Below are 20,197 nucleotides of genomic sequence, written 5' to 3'. Positions count from 1 at the left end.
GCGCAGGGCATCAGCAGCCGCCCGGCTCAGAACCGTAGCGGTCCACGGTGATGGCCTTGACGTACCAACCCGGGTGGCTGCCTTCGGTCACGCGGTACCACTTGGTGGAACCGCCGTAGATGTTCTTGGTGCAGTCGATCTTGAGCCTGCCCTCGGAACGGGAAACCCAACCCACTCCACACGACGGCCCACTCGGGTTGTACGTGTCCGCTTGGCCCGGCTTTCCAGGGCACGTGTTGTTGTGCGCCTGGATGGTGGTGGGCGACGGCGGTGGAGGCGGAGGCGTTGGATCGTCGCCACTGGTGGCCGCAACCTGTCCGCTGCCCGGACCGGCAACCACGGTCACTGCCCGCACGTTCAGGCGCCGGGTCTTGTCCCATCCGCCACCGGAAACGTCGTACCTATTGGCCTTTCCAACGCTCACCCAGCCGCCGCCGTCGAGGTTTACCTCATAGTGGTCCAGCGGGCGGCCGTTGGTGGCCGGGTTGTTCCAGGTCCAGTGGACCTGGCCGTCGCCCTTGGCGGACTTGCCACCGTTGACGTTCGGTGCATTCGGTGGCCCGTACGGGTTGCCCGTACCGATCGCCTTGGCGTCGCCGGACTGGTTGTTCTTGACCGACGTCGCGATGATGTTGACCACCACGTTGCTGCCGTTGGGCTGGCCGCCGATGTCTCCACCGCCGCGGCCGATCGGGCCGGAACCCGAGGCCGTCTGCCAGCGGTAGGTGATCTCGTTGTCCTGCGAGCCGTTGCGTTCGGCAGCGGTCAGCGGCGTGAAGGTGACGCGCAGCTGCCCACTGGTGCCAGTGGCAGTCACGGAGCCACTGCCCACGGTCCCCGGCTTGCCCGCGGCACGGATCGCCGCGGACTGCTGGCTGACTCCACTGACGCCGGCCTTGTTGGTTGCCGAAACCGTGAACGTGTAATCCGCTTCGGAGTTGGCAACGGTCACGTTCTGCGACGTGGCAGCCACAGATTGGGAACCCACGACGGCGCCGCCGCGGTAGGTGGTCAAGGTATAGGCAGACACCGGGTCACCGTTGTTGTTGGGTGCCGCCCAGCTGACCCGCAGCTGGCTTTGGGTGCCTACCGATCCAGCCCCCGAGACCGAGGGCGCGGACGGCGTCGCAGGAATGCCGGCCGGAGTCTCCGCAGCTGAGTAGGGGCTCCACTCGGAAGGCTCCTTGGCGTCATTCCTGGCGAGCACGCGGACCTTGTAGGCCACGCCGTTGGTGAGGCCCTTCCAGACATAGCTGGAGCCGGTGAGGTTTTGGATCTGCGCGTTCTGCCCGGCGGGTGCCGGTGAAATCTCCAGGTCGTAGGACTTCACCGGGGAACCCTTGCTGGCGGGCGGAACCCAGGCCACGGACAGTTGCTTGTCGCCAAACTTCAGCGACGGCGCAACCGGGGTGTCCGGCTTGACGTCCGGGCGGACCTCGGCCGAGACCGGCGACCTTTCGGACTCATTGATGGCATTGGTGGCCGTCACCGCGAAGTGGTACTTCACGTTGTTGGTCAGGCCCGTCAGCGTACACGTGTTCGCGGGGCAGTCCTGCTTGAATCCGCCCTCACCGTACACGGTGTACTTGGTGATGGGTGAGCCCCTGTCTGCGGGTGCCGTCCACGTCAACAGCGCAGTCTGGTCGCCCACGCTTTGGGCCTGGGGCGTGGTGGGTGCTTCCGGCTTGTCCTTCACCGTCAGGCGGACACGGGCCGTGGCATAGCGCGACAATTCGCCGGTCTTGTCAGAAACCGTGTAGGCCACCACCATGGTTCCGGTGAAGCCTCCCCCCGGTGTGACGGTGACGCTGTCTCCCCCGGGTGTGGCCGTGCCCTGCCCTGTCTCCACAACGGCGGAGACGATCTTCAAAGCCGTGTCCGGGAACGGGTTGGAGTCATTCGCAAGCACATTGACCGTCACAGGTTTGCCGGATTGGGCGTCCGGTTCCACGTCGTCGTTGGCCACCGGCTTCGGGCGGTTGGAAGCCGTCAACGTCAGCTTGTAGTTGGCGATCGCCTCAAGCCCCCGCCGGTCCTTGGCTTTGACCTGTACCGTGCCGGACTGCCCGATCTGGACGGAATCCTGGGCTGAGACCTTAAGGCTCTTGCCGTCCACGTTCACCCGGAAGCCACCAGGCGCCGAACCGACCAGTTCGTAGCTCATGTTCTGGACATCGTCAGCATCAGGATCTGACGTGAGCTTCTGCAGGTCCAGGCTTGCCGAATCACCCTTGGGAACCTCGACGTCGCTGCCCAGGAGTTCCGGCGGGTTGTTTTTGTTCGGATCGGGCAGCACCTTGGTGCGGATGCTCAGCGTGGACTTCAAGCCGTTGGGGTCGTCAGGGCCACTGCCGTCGGTGACTTCGAAGCTGATGGAGCCAGGGCCAACGTACTCGGCACCAGCCGTGTACTTGATGCCCGTTCCATTGTTGGCGATGGGATCGCTTCCGTCGCCGCCGATCAGCTTGATGCGGTCGGCCTGGGTGAGCCGGGGTGACTTGCCGTCACGGACCTTGACCCACTCGGCCAGGTTGACGGTGACGGACTGGCCGGAGACCAGTTCGATGACCTCGTCCTTGGCCAGGGTAGGAACCTGCTGGCCGACGCCGGGAACCCAGATGATGGCCGTGGACTTCTGGCCATCGACGTCTTCCACGGTGTACGGCACCAGTTGCGGCTGCTCGGTAAGTTCCACGATCACGTTGCCCTCGGAGCCGGGACGCGCAGTGGGCACCTCGGTGCTGACTTTGAGGTTCTCCCCCACGCCGTCCGGGTCCTCGTCGTTCTTCAAAACGGGAACATCCACGGCCGTCTTGACCAGGGTTTGGGCGGACGTGACGCGGTCGTCACGGGCAATCGGGGCTTGCAGCGGGATGTCGTTCTTCACGATCACCCTGATGCTCGCCTGGCCGACGGCGTCGCGGTCATCGGCCACGGAGTAGCGGACATTCACTGTTCCCTCCACGGCAGGAGCGGTGACCAGGATGCGGCCGCTGGTCTTGCTCACATGGGCGTCCAGGGCTTTGTCGGCCTCGATGCTGTCAGTGAGGATCCGGATGGGGTCGCCGTCGGGATCGGTGTCGTTGGCTGTCGCGTCCACGGCAATCTGGCGTCCGGGACGGACCTTCACCTCGTCGTCCACGGGCGCGGGCTTCTGGTTGTTTTCGCCGCGGGGCGCAACTCCGACCGTCACCGTACCCGTGTTGACCGCACCCTGGCGGTCCACCACCTTGTAGCGGAACGAGTCGGTCCCTGCACCGTCACCTGCGGCGACGAAGTCGATGAAGTTGCTTCCCGCCGTCGCGGTTCCCATGGTGGGAGTGCTGTCGATGCCGGTGAGCTGCACCGAATCGCCATCGGGGTCGATGCCATCCAGCGGCACCGGAATCCGGACGGATCCCCCGGCCACCACGCGTGCGGTCAGGTTCTGCGGTTGCGGGCGCGAGTTCTGCGCCCCTTCCAGGGGAAGGATGTGGATGGTTACGGCTGCCGCGCTCTTCTGGCCTTGCGGGTCAACCGCGTTGTAGATGGCGCGCACGGTCTTGGGCGTTGGTCCTGCGATGAAGCGCAACGTGTTCTCGGAGACGAACGCCTTGCCGTCTTCCTCCGCGATGTTCTGGGCCAGCACCGGATCCACCTTGAGCTCTTCGCCCTGCGGATGGGTGTCGTTGTCCAGCACCGGAATGGTGACGACGTCGTTCACGCGCACGTTGACTTCGTCGGGTTTAGGCTGGGGAGCTTCGACGACGGCGGGAGCCGGCACCGGGACCACACCCACTGTTCCGGTGGCCGAGGAACGGCCGTTGGACATGGTGTAGCTGAAGACGAACGGGTCCTTGGAACCGAGGACATCCGTGACGCGCAGGACGCTGTGGTCGATGACGCTGACTGAGGCTGTGGACCCGTCGGGGACTGTCACCGACTGCAGCACAAGGACGCCACCGGATGGATCCGAGTCATTCGCGAGCGGATCCACCAGCACGCTGCCGCCCACCGGGAGCAGGGCGACGTCATGAACCGCCACCGGCGCGCCGGAGTCCTTTCCGGACTCTACGTCCACACGGATCAGGCCTTGGCTGCTTTGCGGGCCATTGCTGGCGATGTACGTCAGGTACACCGGACCGGGCGTGTTGCTCTTGAAGGTGAACGTGCCGCCATCGGTGATGGCACCCAGCTCGGCCTGGCCTGCCGCCTCCACGTGGGCCACGCGCAAGGCACCACCATTGGGATCCACATCGTTCTTGAGTGGCGAAATCACCAGGTCCTGGCCCACCACGGCCGTCACGTGGTCGGCATTGACGACGGGAGCGAGCGCGCCCGGGGGCTGTACGTTGACCACCACGCGACCGGTGGTGGTGGCCCGGCCGTCCCACACGGTGATGGTCACGTTCTTCTTGCCCGGCGCTGCGCCGGAATCCTGGTACGTGAGCAGGCCATCGCGGCGGACCTTTACCTGGTCCTGGTCGTTGTCGGCCTTCGCGTCCAGCAGGACCAGGTCGTCACCGTCTGGATCCATCCAGTCCGTGAGGATGTTCTGGCTGACCGACTTCCCTTGCTCCACCAGCATGGTGGTGGGCTCAGCCCTCTTGAAGAAGGGGGGCTTGTTGTCTTCGGGAGCAACCACACGCAAGGTGACCTTGCCGCCGGCAGACAGCCCACGGCCATCGGAGGCGTTGTAGTCGAAGGTCTCCGTGCCGGGCTTGGCCTCGGCGGGAACCTTGATCTGGAAGGCCGAGCCGCCGTAGATGCTCTCCAGCGCGCCTGCCTTGGGACCGTTGGCGCCCACTGCCGCGGTGAGAACGTCGCCGTCGGGGTCCGAATCGTTGTCCAGGATGCTCAGGATGGACGTGCGGCCGGGACGCACGCCGAACTCGTCGGGTTTGGTTTCCGGCGGCCTGTTGGGCTTGGTGCGGTCAGGCAGGACGTTGATGGTGTTGTTGTCCGCGGACTCCTCGTCCTGGTCGTTGGACTGGTTCTTGGGCGGGACAACGTCGTCCCAGTTGTTGACCAACTGCATGTTCTGGTTGACCAGCCACACGCTGCCGGAGTTGACGTCGTTCAGGACCACCAGGTCACGGTTGACGCGGAAAACGTAGCTTGGTGAAGCACTTGCCTTGGGGACATCGTTCTTCTTGTCGTCAGCGTCGTTTTCACAATCGCGGACGTACTTGTTGGCGCCTGCCCACGCAGCGTGGACGCACTTGTTGACCTGCACGGGGGCTGCAGGAACGCCTTCGCCCCCGGCGGCGACGGTATCCGCCGTCGAGCCGTCCAGCGGTTGCTTCAGCAACGCCTTGCGGGTGGAAATCGCAACGAACCCGCTGTCCTCGCCGCCCTGCTGGAGCTTGGCTTCGCGGGCGTCCTGCAGGTTGAGTTTCCGCCCGCCGGGCAGGAAGAGGTTGCCCGACCCCGCGTCGAGGACTACCGGTTTGTCGCCCACCACCGTGAGTTGCAGGTCCCCAGCGCCCTTCAGTTCGTCCACTTTGGTGACGTCCGAGGTGGTCCGCTCACCGTTGGCATCAACGGTGGTCACCGTGATTTCGCCCTTGCCCGGATCCGCGGTGTAGATCCGGTTGTCCTGGCCTACTGCCGAGACCATGCCCTGGGAGCCCGTCAGTACAGGTTCCGTGCTTTCTTCGTCGAAACCGTTCACCGTGGAGGGAGAGAGCGCCCAGACCTTGCCCTTGGCGGGGTCCGTAACGGAGAGGACGGTGGAACCGTAGCTGACGCGCGACGACGACGGGAGCTGCTTGTCGCCGCTCAGCTTCAGGTTCGCTGCGGACACCTGGTTGATGGTGGAGCCGGACTCGTCGTCCACAAAGACGTTGCCGTCATGCTGCAGGACATCGAACGTGGTGCTGGCAGGCGTCACGGCACCATCGAGGACGCGGCTGGGGTAGTTCAGCCGGCCCACCGCATTCTTGGTCTTGCTCACCACCCACACGCCGCCGTCGTTCAGGTCCACCTCGGTGGTCTTGAAGCCCGGGTACAGCACGGCGAATGCCACAAGCACTGCCCCGGCCGCGGTCACGGCTGTGGCAGAGACGAGTTTCTTGTTTCGACGCTTTTTCAGCCAGTCCTTGCCGAAGAAAGAAGTCACAGCCCCAAAATTCCCTTGTTGTTCCAGCTGCACGAAGCAGCTACCAGGCCAACCGGCAGGTGCCGGCAGCCAGACATTCCGCAGTACCCCCATACAGCGGCGGAATTTTCAGTGCCTAAGAATACCCCACACGCCACACGGCCATCCATGGAAACCCGATACCGGGCTCTCCGTTGGCTTTGACAGCATACTGGCTTGGCAGCAGCCGGCGCGATGGGTACAAGTACCCGGCGTAACGGCGGAGCTTGGCTCTGCAACCATGGGGTCAGCGTCAGCATCGGGGCGCTCCGAGACCTGCTGGATCGCCCAGGTACGTGTGACCTGCAATGATGTAACGCCCAACGTTGCGGTAGGAACCGGATTCGATCCGCCACCAGCGCTGCATCCCCACCCAGTTGTCCGTCTGGTCGATGTAACAACGGACGACGATTTGGCCTTGGTCCGAGGTGTACATCCACGGAGGCTGGTTGCCGCCCTTCCCGTCACAGGTGTACTTGTTCGGATCGTAGTTCGATCCCCCAAGCGTGTAGCTGCACGACCGTTGCACAGCACCCGGGTTCATGGTGGTGGTCCATTCGCCCTTCTTGCCGGACTTGGCGCTGGCGCTGGCCACCGGCCCACCTTGGCCGAGGGAATTGAACGTTTGCACGTCAATGGTCCGGGTCTGTTCATAGCCGCCGGTATTGATGGTCCTGCTGCCGGAGGCCGCCACGGTTTCCCAACCCCCGCCGTTGATCCGGATCTTGGTGGTCCGGACATCGTTGGTTGCCGAAGACGGCGACGACCAATTGAGGGTTACCGATGGATCATTCATGGCACCGTTGGTACCCGACGCCGACGGCGTCCCCGGCGCCCCGTACGGCGTAGCGCCGGCCGGTGCACTCGCGTCCGAACTCGGCGCCACCGAGGACTGGGCCGTCACCGTGATGTTGCTGGCCTGTCCATTGGCGAAGCCACCCACGGTCTGGCCTGGCTGGATGGGTCCGGATTGCCCCGTGCTGGCACGGTACGTGTAGCTCACCTCGCTGGCGCTCGAGCCGTTGCGCTGGGCCTGGTTCAGCACGGCGAAGTTGATGGTCACTTGTCCGCCCGCTCCCCCGGTGTTCGCCGGGGTTGCGCTGACGTTGCCCACGGTCCCCAGCTTGCCGGTGGCCCGTCGTGGCGCAGATGCAGCACTGACCCCGCCCTTCCCGGCTTTGTTCTCGGCCTGGACCGTGAACGTGTAGCCGGTTTCGGAATTGGTGGCTTCGAAGGTGGTAGTCCTGGTAGTACCGGGAATGGTTTTTGTTTGAGGTGCTGCACCACCTCCGCTCATGGTGACGTAGTAGTTCTTGATGGGGTCACCGTTGATGTCCGGCTCACTCCAGGTCGCTTGCAGGGTGTTCTTCCCATTGGCGGATTCAACGACCGCCGTGGTCGGCGCCGCGGGTGCGCCGGGCAGGCCCGCCGGGTGGTCTTCGGCGGAATACAGGCTCCAGTCCGAAGGTCCGAGGTCGTTGACGGCCTGCGCCCGCACCTTGTACTTCACGCCGTTCGTGAGGGCCGGCCAGGTGTAGCTGAGCCCGGTCACGTCGTTCTTCACCGCGATGCCGTTGGCGGGGGGCGGCGAGATTTCCAGGTTGTAGTGCTTCACGGGCGAGCCCTCGGTCTTGGCGGGGGTCCACGTGATGGCCAGGTCCTTGTCGCCCGCTTTGACCGTAGGCGGCGCGGGCGGCGAAGGCTTCTCGTCGGGTCTGATCTCGTTCGATGCCACTGAGGCTGGGGACTCCCCTACCTCGTTGGTGGCGGTCACAGTGAAGACGTACTTGACGTTGTTGGTCAGCCCGGTCAGCGTACACGTGGTGGTGGGGCATTCCTGCTGGAAGCCTGCCGACTTGACGGTGTACTTGGTAATGGGCGCGCCATTGTCCGACGGCGGCGCCCACTTGAGTACGGCAGTGCGGCTCCGGACGTCGGTTGCCGTCGGAGCGGACGGCGCGTCAGGTTTGTCCCGGACGGTGATCCGGACCCGTCCAACGGCCTGCCGCCCGGGATCGTCCGTCTTATCCTTGATGGTGTACCTGACCACCAGCACGCCCTTGGACCCGGGAGCCGGGGTCACGGAAATCGAGTCTCCGGATATGGACGGTTGCCCGGCGGTTGATCCCGTCTCGGTCACGGCCGAAACGATGGTGAGCGGCTCGCTGAACGGGTTGAAGTCGTTGCCCAGCACGTTGACCGTTTGCGGCTTGCCGGCATCGGCCTTGTCCACGGTGTCGTCGTTGGCCACCGGCTTGGGGCGGTTGGAGGACACCACGGTGACGGTGACGGCAGCCTTGACGGGCTCGGACCGTCCGTCGGTGACCCGCAGTGGAAGGACGCCTCGTGCGCCCGGGTTCAGGGAGCCACCGGGAGTGACCTTCAGGACAGTGCCGTCAATGCGTGCGTCGAAGCCGCCCGGCTGCTGGCCGTCGAGCTCGAACTTGAGCTTGCCTTGGTCCTGCTCATCCACGTCCTTGGCAAGGTTGCCGAGTTCCAGTTCGGTGGTATCGCCCTTGGGCGCGTCCATGGAGGCTCCGCTGAACGTGGGCGGATGGTTGGCATTGGGATCAGGCAAGACCTTGGTCATGATGGTCAGCGTTGATTTAAGGCCCTCAGAGTCGTCAGGGCCCGAGCCGTCCGTCACTTCGAAAGTCACAGAACCCGGACCCACATAGTCGGCCTGGGCCGCATAACGCAAGCCGGTGCCTCCTGCTGCAGCTACACTCAACGGGTCAGCGCCCTGGACCTTGATCTTGTCCACAACCGTGAGTTTCGGACTTCGGCCTTCCCTTACCTTGACGTAGTCCGCCAGGGACAACGTCACTTCCTTGCCCGCCGTCACCTCCACCACGTCCGTCTTGGCCAGCGTCGGGTACTGCAGCCCCTGGCCGGGAATCCACATGACGGCAGTTGCCGACTGTCCGTCGATGTCCGTGACGGTATACGGGATCAACTGGTCCACGGGAGCCAGGGTGACCACTACGTTCCCGGACGTTCCCACCCGCGCGTTCGGGTTGCCGTCCGGAAGGGAAATCTTCAGGTCCTCGGCTACGCCGTCGGGATCGGAATCGTTCTTCAGGACCGGCACATCCACGGCGGTCTTGCCGAGCGTTTCGGCGAGCGTCACGTGGTCGTCCACGGCAATGGGGGCGTGCAGGGGCGCCGTGGCACTGGTCTGCACACGGATCACGGCGCTGGCTTCGGCTTTCTTGTCGTCCTGGATCCGGTAGCTGACGCTCTCCACTCCGGCCACGCCGGGCGCCGTCAGGACAGCCTTGCCGGCGGCAGCCTCTACCTGGAGTTCAGGCTTGGCCTCGAACGTGGGCACCAAGGCGATGGGGTCGCCGTCGGGGTCTGAGTCATTCTTGAGCACATCGACGGCAACGCGCCGTCCAGGGCGGACGTCGATGACGTCATCCACGGCAATGGGCTTCTGGTTGTCCGCTTCCGCGGGAGCGATCCCGACGATCACGGTGCCGGTGTTCTCGGCCCCGATCCGGTCCCGCACGCGGTAGCTGAAGGTGTCCGTTCCGGCCGACTTTCCACCGGCTGTGTATTCGAGATAGCCGTCCCGAAGGATGGCTGTGCCCAGGGACGGTGCCTTGTCGATCCCGATCAGCTGCACTGAGTCGCCGTCGGCGTCGATGCCGTCCAGCGGAACAGGAACACGCACGGTCATCCCGGCAACCACGCGCGCTGTAAGGTTCTTCGGTTCAGGACGGGTGTTCGCAGCATCGTCACGGGCGCGGATCCGGATGGTTACCTGCTGGGAATCCGTCTGCCCGGATGCGTTGCTCACCTTGTAGATCGCATAGACCGTCTTGGCCTCTTCGCCCGCGATGAACCGGAGCGTTTTACCGGCCACGAACATGCGCCCGTCCGCCTCGTCCGGCTGCTGCGCCAGGACGGGGTCCAGCGTGAGCTCGCCCCCGTTGGGATCGGTATCGTTCTCCAGCACGGGAATGGTCACCACGTCCCCGGCCCGGACCGTGACTTCGTCCGGCTTGGCCTGCGGGGCCTGCAGCTTGGTGGGCGCCGGGACCACCTGGACGGAGATATCCCCCGTGGCTGAGGACTTGCCGTTGGAAATCGTGTACTTCAGCGACAGCTGGCCCTCGGCCCGGATGTCGGTAATCTTCACCACCGAATGGTCCAGGACCGCCACGCTGACGGGGAGGCCGTCGGCCGCCGTTACGGACTGCACCACCAGTACGCCGCCGGCAGGATCCGAATCATTGCCCAGGACGTCCACAACCGTGCTTCCGCCGCTGGGCAGCAGGGCGATGTCGCGAACGGCAACCGGCGCGCCGTCGCTGTTCCCGGAGACGACGTCCACGCGAACCAGTTGCTGGGCGCTCGCCGGACCGTTGGTGACCATGTACGTGACGTAGTGTGCGCCCACTGCCGTGGAATTGAACGTGAAGGTCTGCTGGTCCGGGCCCACCACCGCAGTGGATTGGCCGTCGGGCTGTGCCTGGGCCAGCCGCAAGGTGCCGCCCTGCGGATCGGTGTCATTCTTCAGGGGTGCAATGACGGTGTCCTGGCCGGCCACGGCCACCACGTGGTCCGCGTTCGCAATCGGCGGCAGTGCTCCGGCAGCACGGACGTCCACGCTGATCTGGCCCTCGGTGGTCAGTGAGCCATCCGAGACGGTCACGTTGATTGTCTTCCGGCCCGGACCCGCGCCCGAGTCCTGGAACGTGAGCAAGCCATCGGGCCTGATCCGGACCTGGTCCGCTGGATCGCTGCTGGAGGCCGAGACCGCAAAGAGGTCGTCGCCGTCGGGGTCCATCCAATCCGTCAGGATGTACTGGTTGGCGATCTTGCCCGACTGGACCACCAGGGTGGTGTTGCGGTTGGGTTTGGGCTGCGGAGCGTTGTTTTCTTCCGGCGGCACAATGCGCAGGTCCACCTCCGCGGACGCCGTCCCGCCACGGCCGTCGTCCACGGTGTACTTGAACGATTCCGAACCGGTGGTTCCGGCCGGGACCGCGATCTGGAAGCCGGTTCCACCGTAAACCGCAGACAACGCGCCGGACTTGAGCGGCTCTGCGGCACTGACCGTCAGGACATCGCCGTCGGAGTCGGCGTCGTTGTCCAGGACCGGAAGCAACGTGGTCTTTCCGGCCCGCACGCCATAGGCATCCGGTTTGGCCACGGGAGGCGTGTTGGGCTTGCTGCGGTCCGGAAGTACGGTCTGCTGGACCTCATCGGCGGAATCCTTGTCAGCGTCGTCCGAGGTCTGCTGAGGCGGAATGACGTCCAGCCAGTTGTTCACCAACTGCATATTCTGGTTGACCATCCAGACGTTGCCGGAGTTGACGTCGTTGAGGACCACCAGGTCCCGGTTCACCCGGAAAACGTACGACGGCGACGCACTCGCCTTGGGCACATCGGCGCGGCGGCTGTCAGCCTGGTTGGCGCACTCGCGAACGTACTTGTTGGCTCCGGACCAGGCCGCGTAGGTGCAACTACCTACGTGGACGGGCGCCGCCGGAATGCCCTGGCCATCGGGCTTGACGGTCTTGGCCGTCCCACCGTCCAGGGGCTGCAGGAGCAACGCATTCTTGGTGGCAATGGCCACGGCGTCCGCTGCAGGTCCGGCTTGCTGGAGTTTGGCGTCCTTGGCATCGTCCAAGTGAACAGTGGAGCCACCCGGAAGCACCAGGTTTCCGTTGGCCAGGTTCAGCACCACGGCCTTGTCACCCACGGCCGTCAGTTGGACCTCGCCGGCGGCTTTGAGGGCGTCGTCGGTCCGGACCTGGGAGTCCACGGCGTTGCCTTCTCCATCCACTTTCGTAGTGGTGAGCTTGCCGGTCTTGGGGTCCAGGGTGTGGATGGCGTCGTCGGCCCCAACTATGGAGGTGATTCCCGCGGATTGTTCGATCAGCGGCTTGGATTCGTCACTGAACCCGCTGACGGATGTCGGCGAGACTGCCCACACCTTGCCCTTGGAAGGGTCCGTGACGGCCAGGACCTTGCTGCCGAAGCTCACCTTCGCGGAGCCCGGAAGTTTCTGGTCGCCGCCGAGCCGCATGTTTGCGGCACTGACGGGGTTGATGGTTGCCCCGCGCGCGTCGTCGATGAAAATGTCGCTCGCTTGCTGCAGGATGTCGAAATCGTCGCTGGCCGGGACCACCGCGCCGTCGAGGGACTTGGAGGGGTAGTTCAGGCGGCCGGCAGCGTTGTTGGCCTTGCTGACCACCCACACGCCGCCGTCGTTCAGGTCCACTTCGGTGGTCTTGAACCCCGGGTAGAGAATGGCACCGGTGACAACAACAGCAGCGGCAGCCAGCACGGACGTTGCCCCGATGACCCTGTTGCGGCGCCGCTTTGCTGCGCTGTTTACGGGCGCTCGGCGGCCAGGCCTCCTGGACGGTGCCATCAACAATCCCCCGTGAAATTGGCAGCCGTCACTCTTCGCGCGGCTGGCTTGACGCGAACAGTCACCCAGCCTACCGGTTTAATCCATCGATTAGCGAAGATGTGATGGGTACAACTACCCGTTCCCGGCGGAGCAGACGCCGTGCCGGGGACTAGTCCAGGACCAGGCCCTTGCCCTGGCCGCGGGCCAGCATCACAGGGTGGATTTCACCGAAGCCACGCACATTCTCCGAGGCCTGCGGGACCAGGACAAAGCGCTCGTCCTGTCCCAAGGCGGCCGCCGTCATGGCATCAACCAGCACCGTTCCCGGCTGGGCCAAACTGGTCAAACGCGCCGCCAGGTTCACCGTGGGTCCATAGATGTCACCGAGGCGGGACAGGATTCGTCCCCAAACCATGGATACGCGGGCCTGCGGAAGAATCTCGTCCTCCGTGAACGCATGGGCCAGCGCCAGGGAGATCTCGGCACCGGCAGCAGGCGTTTCAGCGATGTACAGCACTTCGTCGCCCACGGTCTTGACCAAACGTCCGCCACCGACCGAGATGATTTCGGCACATTTATTTTCGAAGCGCTGCACCATCTGCGCCAGCGTCTTCTCGTTCATGCGGCGCGACAAACTGGTGTAGGACACCAGGTCGGCGAAGCCTACGGCGCGGGCCAGGGGCAGCGGAGCATCGTCCTCGTCGCCTTCACGGCCTTCCTCGCTCGCTTGGAGGCCCGCTTCGGCGCGGACGGCCAGCCGCTGCACGCCGGCATTGAGTTGACGGCGGTAGGAGTAGACCAGGATCTCCTCCAGGGAATCCACCAGGGCAGGGAGTTGGTTCACCAGCTGCTTGCGGGCGACGGCGTCCGGGATGCCTTGCTCCTGGACCATGTCCTCCACCAGGGCTTCCACCTGCCACACCACCATGCGGTCCGTCATTTGGCCGATGGACCTGGTAACGGAGATTGCCGCTTCCTCAGTCAAGAGACCGGCACGGACCAGGTCAAGGATGGTTGTCAATGCGGCCTGGTCCCGTTCGGTGAAGGCCACGTCCTCATCACCCCAGTTGGGGAAACCCAAAGCGCGCCACAGTTTCCGGGCGGACAGCACGGAAACACCGGCACCGGCGGCAACTTCACGACGGCGGAGCTTGCGTTCGCCGCCCAGCAGGCGGGCTTCGAGCGATTTGATGGCGAGCCGTTCCGCGGACATCACGCCAGTCGGTGGCCCGGTGGGCACAACCTGGCTGGGTATTGGTTCCGTGTCCTCATCCACTGAAGGTTCGGGTACGGCGTCGAACTCCTGGTCCAGGTCCTCGCCGGACTGCTGATCCTCAACGCTCATCTCTTCCACCTTCTCTCACTTCCCACGGCAATTCCTCAAAATCCGGCAGCACTTCTCCTTCGAGGACTCCGTCCCTCGGCAGATCCTCCAAGGCATCCATGATGAAGCCACGGAATTTCCCCACCTCGGGAACATCCGCGAGGATCGTCACTGCTGAGTGCCCGGTATCCAAGGATATATTCCCCGAGTGCAAGGTCCGCTGGAGCAGGTTCTGCTGGATGCCCACATTGCGGACTGACATTAACGGAACCTGCCAGTCCCCTCGGCGCAGCACCCCGTGCTTGGCGATGATGCGTCGGCTTGTCAGGATGTACCGCAGGGACCGCCAACGCAGGAAACGCTTGACGCTGTAGGCCAGGATCGCAAAGGCGGCGAGACCCAAACAAGCACCCATCAGCCACGGCGTCCATGCATTGGTGATGAACGGGGCCAGCCGCTGCGGATTTCCCTTGGCGATCCACGCACTGGCATACCCGGCCACCGCGGGAATAAGGATGAGCACCAGCACCGGAAAGAAAAGGGAGCGGGGCTGCTGCCGCGTGATGGTCAGCACCTGCTCCCCCGGAAGCAGTTCCTTACGCATAACCGCTTTCTGTGGCACGGAGGTGCACCACGTCTCCGGCAGTCACCACGTGCTCACGGCCTCCATGGTCAACCACCAGCAGGGACCCGTGCTCGTCGAGACGGGATGCGTGGCCCACCAGTTCGTGGTCGCCGGGCAGGTGCGCCCGGACTTCGCGGCCCAGCGTCACCATGGCCGATACAACGCGCTTGTGCAGCGACGGTCCGCCGGCGAGTCCGGCCGCGGGGTCTCCTTCGGCGTTGCAGAAGCTCCGGTATAGACGGGCGAAACTCGAAAGGTAACTCTTCAGCAGCGCGGTGCGGTCCGTCGTCGTGGTTCCTTCCAAGGCGAGCGATGTCGCTGTAGGGACGGGCAATTCGTCCTCGGACAGCGTGACGTTGAGTCCCACGCCGAGGATCACGGCCGGGACCGAGCCGTCGCCCAGAGGAGTCATTTGCGCAAGGATGCCCGCGATCTTCCTCCCGTTGACCAGGACATCGTTGGGCCACTTGATCTCCGCAGTGACTCCCGCGGTCTGCTGGAGCGCTTCACGCAGGGCAACGGCGGCCAGCAACGACAGCCAGGAGTAGCTCTGCGTGGGGACGGGCATGCCCTCGGCCGTCACAGGACGGAGCACCATGGACACCGACACCGCCGAGCGCTCGGGCGATTCCCAATGCCGGTCGAGCCGCCCGCGTGCCGCTGTCTGGTGCTCGGCCGTCAGCACGGCCAGGTCTGCCCACTTCTTCGGCTCAACCGTCACGGCGCGCACCAGGTCGGCATTGGTTGATCCCGTGGATTCCACGATATTGAGCTGGGAAATGCCGCTCGCCGCAAGGAAATCGGGCGACAACAACGCCTCGCGGTCCAGGGCGGCGCGGAGCTGGGACTCGTTGGGTTCGCGGCTTTCGGGCAGTTCGGCATCCATAGCTGAATCCTATCCAGTTACCGGGCCACGGACCGCTCCCCGGAGGTGTGAATCCGCTTAGAGGAAGATGTCCGGAACCAGCCGGTCTTCGGGTGCGCCGAGGCTGTACGGGGCGAAGTCGCGGACTCCTGCCTCACGCAGTACCTCTTCGTCCGTATAGAAGTTGCCGGTCCCGTAGCTGCCTGCCCCGGCCAGGATCGCGTGGGCGGCGTCTGCCATGATTTCCGGACCCCGGGCAGCCTGCACCATCTGCTGCCCACCGGGCATGTTCCGGATCGCGGCAGTATCGATCAGGGTGCACGGCCAGAGGGAGTTGACCTGCACGCCGTCGTCCTTCAACTCCTCGGCGAGCCCCAGTGTGGTGAGGCTCATCCCGTACTTGGCCATGGTGTAAGCCAAGTGCATGCCCGCCCACTTGGGGTCCAGGTTCAGCGGCGGGGACAAAGTAAGGATCTGGCCGTGCTCCGATTCACGCAGGGCGGGCAGCGCCAGTTTGGACAGCAGGAAGGTCCCTCGGACATTGATGTCCTGCATGAGGTCGTAGCGCTTCATCTCCACGGCATCGGTCCGGGACAGGTCGATCGCTGAGGCGTTGTTGATCACGACATCGATCCCGCCAAAACGCTCGACGGCGGCACTCACCGCCGCAGCGACGTCGTCGTCCTTGCGGACGTCCCCCACCAGGGGCAGGGCCTGGCCGCCTGCGGCAACCAGTTGTTCGGCCGCAGTGAAGACGGTTCCCTCAAGCTTAGGGTGCGGTTCGCCGGTCTTGGCCAGGAGGACAATGTTGGCGCCATCGCGGGCAGCGCGCGTGGCGATGGCCAGGCCGATGCCGCGGCTCCCGCCGGACATGATGATGGTGCGGCCCTTGAGCGATCCCGTTGGGTTGTACTGCCCGGAGGCGGTGGACGTGGACGAAGCGTCGTTGCTTGGAGTCATGCAGACACTCTAACCGAAATATGTTACTGACGGGTAACATAGCTGGGGCGCCAGCAGGCCACGCAGTGGCGACTCGCGGTTGCGCCACGGCGAGCCCCATCGGGCATGGGCGCCGAAAATTGTAGGGTTTCTACAGCGGTTCGCGGCAAAGGCGTCACTAGACTGGCCAACAGGGCCTGTTCTTTGTACGGAAGCTACTTAACCAGTTGTCTTACCGGACATGGACCGCGCCAAGGAATATCAGCTACAGAGCCGGAGACACTTGATGAGCCACGATCTGACAACGACAGCGGGAAAGATCGCCGACTTCCGCGACCGCCAGGCACGTGCCGAGCAGCCTTCCGGCCCGGAAGCGATCGAGAAGCAGCACGCGCGCGGCAAGAACACCGCACGCGAGCGCATCGACCTCCTGGTGGATCCCGGCTCGTTTGTTGAGTTCGACGCCCTCGCCGTCCACCGCTCCACGGCCTTCGGCATGGAGAAGAAGAAGCCCCTCGGCGATGGCGTCGTTTCGGGCTACGGCACCGTAGACGGCCGCCTCATCGCCATCTACAGCCAGGACTTCAGCGTCTACGGCGGCTCGCTGAGCCAGGTCAACGGCGAAAAAATCGTCAAAGTCCAGGAGTTTGCCCTCCGCAACGGTTGCCCGGTGGTGGGCATCAACGACGGCGGCGGCGCCCGCATCCAGGAAGGCGTTGCTTCCCTGGCCATGTTCGCGGACATCTTCCGCAACAACGTCCACGCCTCCGGAGTCGTCCCGCAGATCTCCCTCATCATGGGGCCGTGCGCCGGTGGCGCTGCCTACTCCCCCGCCCTCACCGACTACGTGGTGATGGTGGACAAGACCTCCCACATGTTCATCACCGGCCCGGACGTCATCAAGACCGTCACCGGCGAAGACGTAGACATGGAAACCCTGGGCGGCGCCCGCCAGCACAACGCCACCACGGGCACGTCCACCTACCTGGCCTCCGACGAAGCCGACGCCATCGAGTTCGTCCGCGAACTCCTGGACTTCCTGCCCTCGAACAACCTGTCCGAGGCCCCGGTTGTGGAACACGACCAGGAACTGGACATCGACGAGGACGATCTCAGCCTGGACGGGCTGATCCCCGACTCCGCCAACCAGCCGTACGACATGCGCAAGGTCATCGAGCAGATCGTCGATGACGCACACTTCCTGGAAATGCAGGCCCTTTACGCCCCCAACGTGATCATCGGCTACGGCCGCGTTGAAGGCCACACTGTAGGCATCGTGGCCAACCAGCCCATGCAGTTTGCCGGCACGCTGGACATCTCGGCTTCTGAAAAGGCTGCCCGCTTTGTCCGCCACTGCGACGCCTTCAACATCCCCATCATCACCCTGGTGGACGTTCCGGGCTTCCTGCCGGGCAAGGACCAGGAATTCCAGGGCATTATCCGCCGCGGCGCCAAACTCCTTTACGCCTACGCCGAGGCCACTGTCCCCAAGCTCACGGTGATCACCCGCAAGGCTTACGGTGGCGCGTACATCGTGATGGGCTCCAAGAAGCTCGGCGCGGACCTCAACCTCGCCTGGCCCACCGCCCAGATCGGCGTCATGGGAGCCCAGGGCGCCGTGAACATCCTCTACCGCCGCGACCTCGCCGCGGTTGCCGAGGCCGGCGGCGACGTGGAAGCCCGGCGTGCGGAAATCATCCAGGGTTACGAAGAAGAACTGCTCAACCCCTACCAGGCCGCTGAGCTTGGCTACGTTGACGCCGTGATCGCGCCGTCCGATACCCGTGTGCAGATCATCCGCGGCCTGCGCGCTCTGCGGGACAAGCGCGCGAGCCTGCCCACCAAGAAGCACGGGAACATCCCCCTGTGAGCGCGGCCAAGAACCCGGTCCCGGCCAGCGAGCCGGTGCTGCCCATGTTCTCCGTGGTCAAGGGAGATCCCACGCCCGAAGAACTCGCGGCCCTTGCCGCCGTCGTCGCTTCCGTTGGAGTACCCCAGACTCCGGAACCGGCCGCCAAACAGAACGTCCGCCACTGGGTGCGCCGCCAGCAGTTGCGCCTGGATCCCACCCCGGGTCCCGGCGCTTGGCGGCGCAGCCGCGGCTGAAGCTTTCAATAACCCTTTCACATGGCGGAGGTGGCGGTTAGGCTCTTCGGGTGACTACTGCAAACACGCCCGTACGAGCCAAGTCCGCCATCGATGCCGTCGCTGACGCGTACACAGAAAAGCTGATCGAACTCAACCCCAGCTTCGCCACCACCTTGGGGCTTCCGGGCCACGAGACCGAGTACCAGGACTACTCGCCCGCCGGCGCGGAAGCCCACGCGGAGGCGGCAAGGTTGGCCTTGGATGCCCTGGCCGGCCTGGAACCAAGCGATGACGTGGACGCGGTCACGCTCGACGCCATGCGCGAACGCCTCGGCCTGGAATTGGAAATCCACGAGTCGGGGTGGGACGCCGCAGACTTGAACAACATCGCGTCGCCCGCCCAGGACATCCGCGCCATTTTCGATCTCATGCCCACAGACACGGTGGAGCAGTGGGGCCACATCGCGGGCCGGGCAGCCAACGTTCGTGGTGCAGTTGATGGCTACATCTCCTCCTTACGGGCCGGCGCAGCCTCCGGGAAGGTCTCCGCGGCACGCCAGGTCCGCATCGTCATTGAGCAGACCGGCCGTTACGCCGCTCCGGATGGCTTCTTCGCCAAACTCGCCGCCGATGCCTCGGCTGGTGGTTCGCCGCTTCCGGCAGACGTCCAGGCAAAGCTCGACGCCGGTACTGCCGCCGCGCGCGAAGCGTACAGTGCGTTGGGAACCTACCTGCGGGACGAACTCCTCCCCCTCGCCCCCGAAAAGGAAGCCGTAGGCCGGGAGCGGTACGCCCTGGCCTCAAGGTCCTTCCTTGGTGCGACGGTGGATCTTGAGGAAACCTACGCCTGGGGCGTCCAGGAGCTTGAGCGCCTGATCGCCGAGCAGGAAAAGGTGGCCAACCAGATCAAGCCCGGCGCTTCTATTGAGGAAGCCAAGAGCATCCTCAATAACGACCCCGCACGGCAAATCAAGGGCACCGACGCCCTGAAAGCCTGGATGCAGGAACTGTCCGACCGAGCCGTGTCCGAGCTCGCCGACGTCCATTTCGAGATTCCGGATGTCATGAGGACGCTCGAATGCATGATCGCGCCCACGGACGAGGGCGGCATCTACTACACCGGTCCCTCCGACGACTTCTCGCGGCCGGGCCGCATGTGGTGGTCCGTTCCAGCCGGCGAGGACACCTTCACCACTTGGTCCGAAACCACCACTGTGTTCCACGAGGGCGTTCCCGGCCACCACCTCCAAGTGGCCACGGCAACCTATCGACGGGAACTGCTCAACAACTGGCGCCGCAACGTCTGCTGGGTGTCCGGGCACGGTGAAGGCTGGGCGCTGTACGCAGAACAGCTCATGTTGGAACTCGGCTACCTCAAAGACCCCGGCGACCACATGGGAATGCTCGACGGCCAACGCATGCGTGCCGCCCGGGTGGTATTCGACATTGGCGTCCACCTGGAACTCCCCGTCCCGGAGCGTTGGGGCACGGGAACATGGACCCCGGAGAAGGGCTTCGACTTCCTCAAAGCCAACCTGGACATCAGCGAAGGCCAACTGCAGTTCGAATTCACCCGTTACCTCGGCTGGCCCGGACAGGCACCGTCGTACAAAGTGGGCCAGCGCTTGTGGGAACAGATCCGGGCCGAGCTCGAAACCCGCGACGGTTTCGACCTCAAGTCCTTCCACAGCAAAGCACTCAACATTGGTTCGGTAGGCCTGGACGTGCTGCGAAGGGCCCTGCTGGGCTAGCGCACTTTCGGCCGGGGAGCAGATGGCGGTCCGGGGTTCGCACCCGTTCCCGCCAAGCGCACCACTCAGGCGCCGGGTTCGCACCCGTTCCCGCCGAGCGCACCCGTGGTTACGGGT

General features: G+C 64.7%; 9 protein-coding genes. 3 read left to right on the top strand and 6 right to left on the bottom strand.

Features of this window, described 5'->3' with window-relative positions; all coding sequences use genetic code 11:
* Positions 1 to 10: 10 nt before the first annotated feature.
* From ACIPV6_RS17815 to ACIPV6_RS17790, 6 genes are all read right to left on the bottom strand, one after another.
* Positions 11 to 6,193, bottom strand: coding sequence for an Ig-like domain-containing protein (locus ACIPV6_RS17815; RefSeq protein WP_400272155.1), 6,183 nt, complete (start codon positions 6,191 to 6,193; stop codon positions 11 to 13).
* A gap of 178 nt (positions 6,194 to 6,371) precedes the next feature.
* Entirely contained in the window at positions 6,372 to 12,506 is a 6,135-nt protein-coding gene (locus tag ACIPV6_RS17810) for an Ig-like domain-containing protein (protein ID WP_400272154.1), read from the bottom strand.
* Between the two features lie 151 nt (positions 12,507 to 12,657).
* Entirely contained in the window at positions 12,658 to 13,833 is a 1,176-nt protein-coding gene (locus tag ACIPV6_RS17805) for an adenylate/guanylate cyclase domain-containing protein (RefSeq protein ID WP_400272153.1), read from the bottom strand.
* On the bottom strand, positions 13,823 to 14,416 hold the full coding sequence (locus tag ACIPV6_RS17800) for a PH domain-containing protein (protein ID WP_400272152.1): 594 nt from the start codon (positions 14,414 to 14,416) through the stop codon (positions 13,823 to 13,825). Before ACIPV6_RS17800 ends, ACIPV6_RS17805 begins: the two co-directional genes overlap by 11 nt.
* Positions 14,409 to 15,323, bottom strand: coding sequence for a biotin--[acetyl-CoA-carboxylase] ligase (locus ACIPV6_RS17795; RefSeq protein WP_400272151.1), 915 nt, complete (start codon positions 15,321 to 15,323; stop codon positions 14,409 to 14,411). Before ACIPV6_RS17795 ends, ACIPV6_RS17800 begins: the two co-directional genes overlap by 8 nt.
* A 57-nt stretch (positions 15,324 to 15,380) precedes the next feature.
* Positions 15,381 to 16,262 carry an SDR family oxidoreductase gene (locus tag ACIPV6_RS17790; RefSeq protein ID WP_400272150.1) on the bottom strand — a complete coding sequence of 294 codons (882 nt, stop codon included), beginning with the start codon at positions 16,260 to 16,262 and terminating at the stop codon, positions 15,381 to 15,383.
* Positions 16,263 to 16,527: 265 nt separating this feature from the next.
* Between ACIPV6_RS17790 and ACIPV6_RS17785 the strand changes: the two genes are divergently transcribed.
* The 3 genes from ACIPV6_RS17785 to ACIPV6_RS17775 are packed head-to-tail and all read left to right on the top strand — an operon-like array spanning position 16,528 to position 20,080.
* Positions 16,528 to 18,111, top strand: coding sequence for an acyl-CoA carboxylase subunit beta (locus ACIPV6_RS17785; RefSeq protein ID WP_397325802.1), 1,584 nt, complete (start codon positions 16,528 to 16,530; stop codon positions 18,109 to 18,111).
* On the top strand, positions 18,108 to 18,347 hold the full coding sequence (locus ACIPV6_RS17780; protein ID WP_400272149.1) for an acyl-CoA carboxylase epsilon subunit: 240 nt from the start codon (positions 18,108 to 18,110) through the stop codon (positions 18,345 to 18,347). Before ACIPV6_RS17785 ends, ACIPV6_RS17780 begins: the two co-directional genes overlap by 4 nt.
* Before the next feature lie 50 nt (positions 18,348 to 18,397).
* Positions 18,398 to 20,080, top strand: coding sequence for a DUF885 domain-containing protein (locus ACIPV6_RS17775; RefSeq protein WP_400272148.1), 1,683 nt, complete (start codon positions 18,398 to 18,400; stop codon positions 20,078 to 20,080).
* Positions 20,081 to 20,197 lie beyond the last annotated feature (117 nt).

Origin of the sequence: Paenarthrobacter sp. NPDC089988, assembly GCF_044748465.1 — a bacterium.
Lineage (GTDB): Bacteria > Actinomycetota > Actinomycetes > Actinomycetales > Micrococcaceae > Arthrobacter.
The sequence above is the reverse complement of the archived record's forward strand: the minus strand, read 5'-3'. Positions and strand labels throughout refer to the sequence as shown.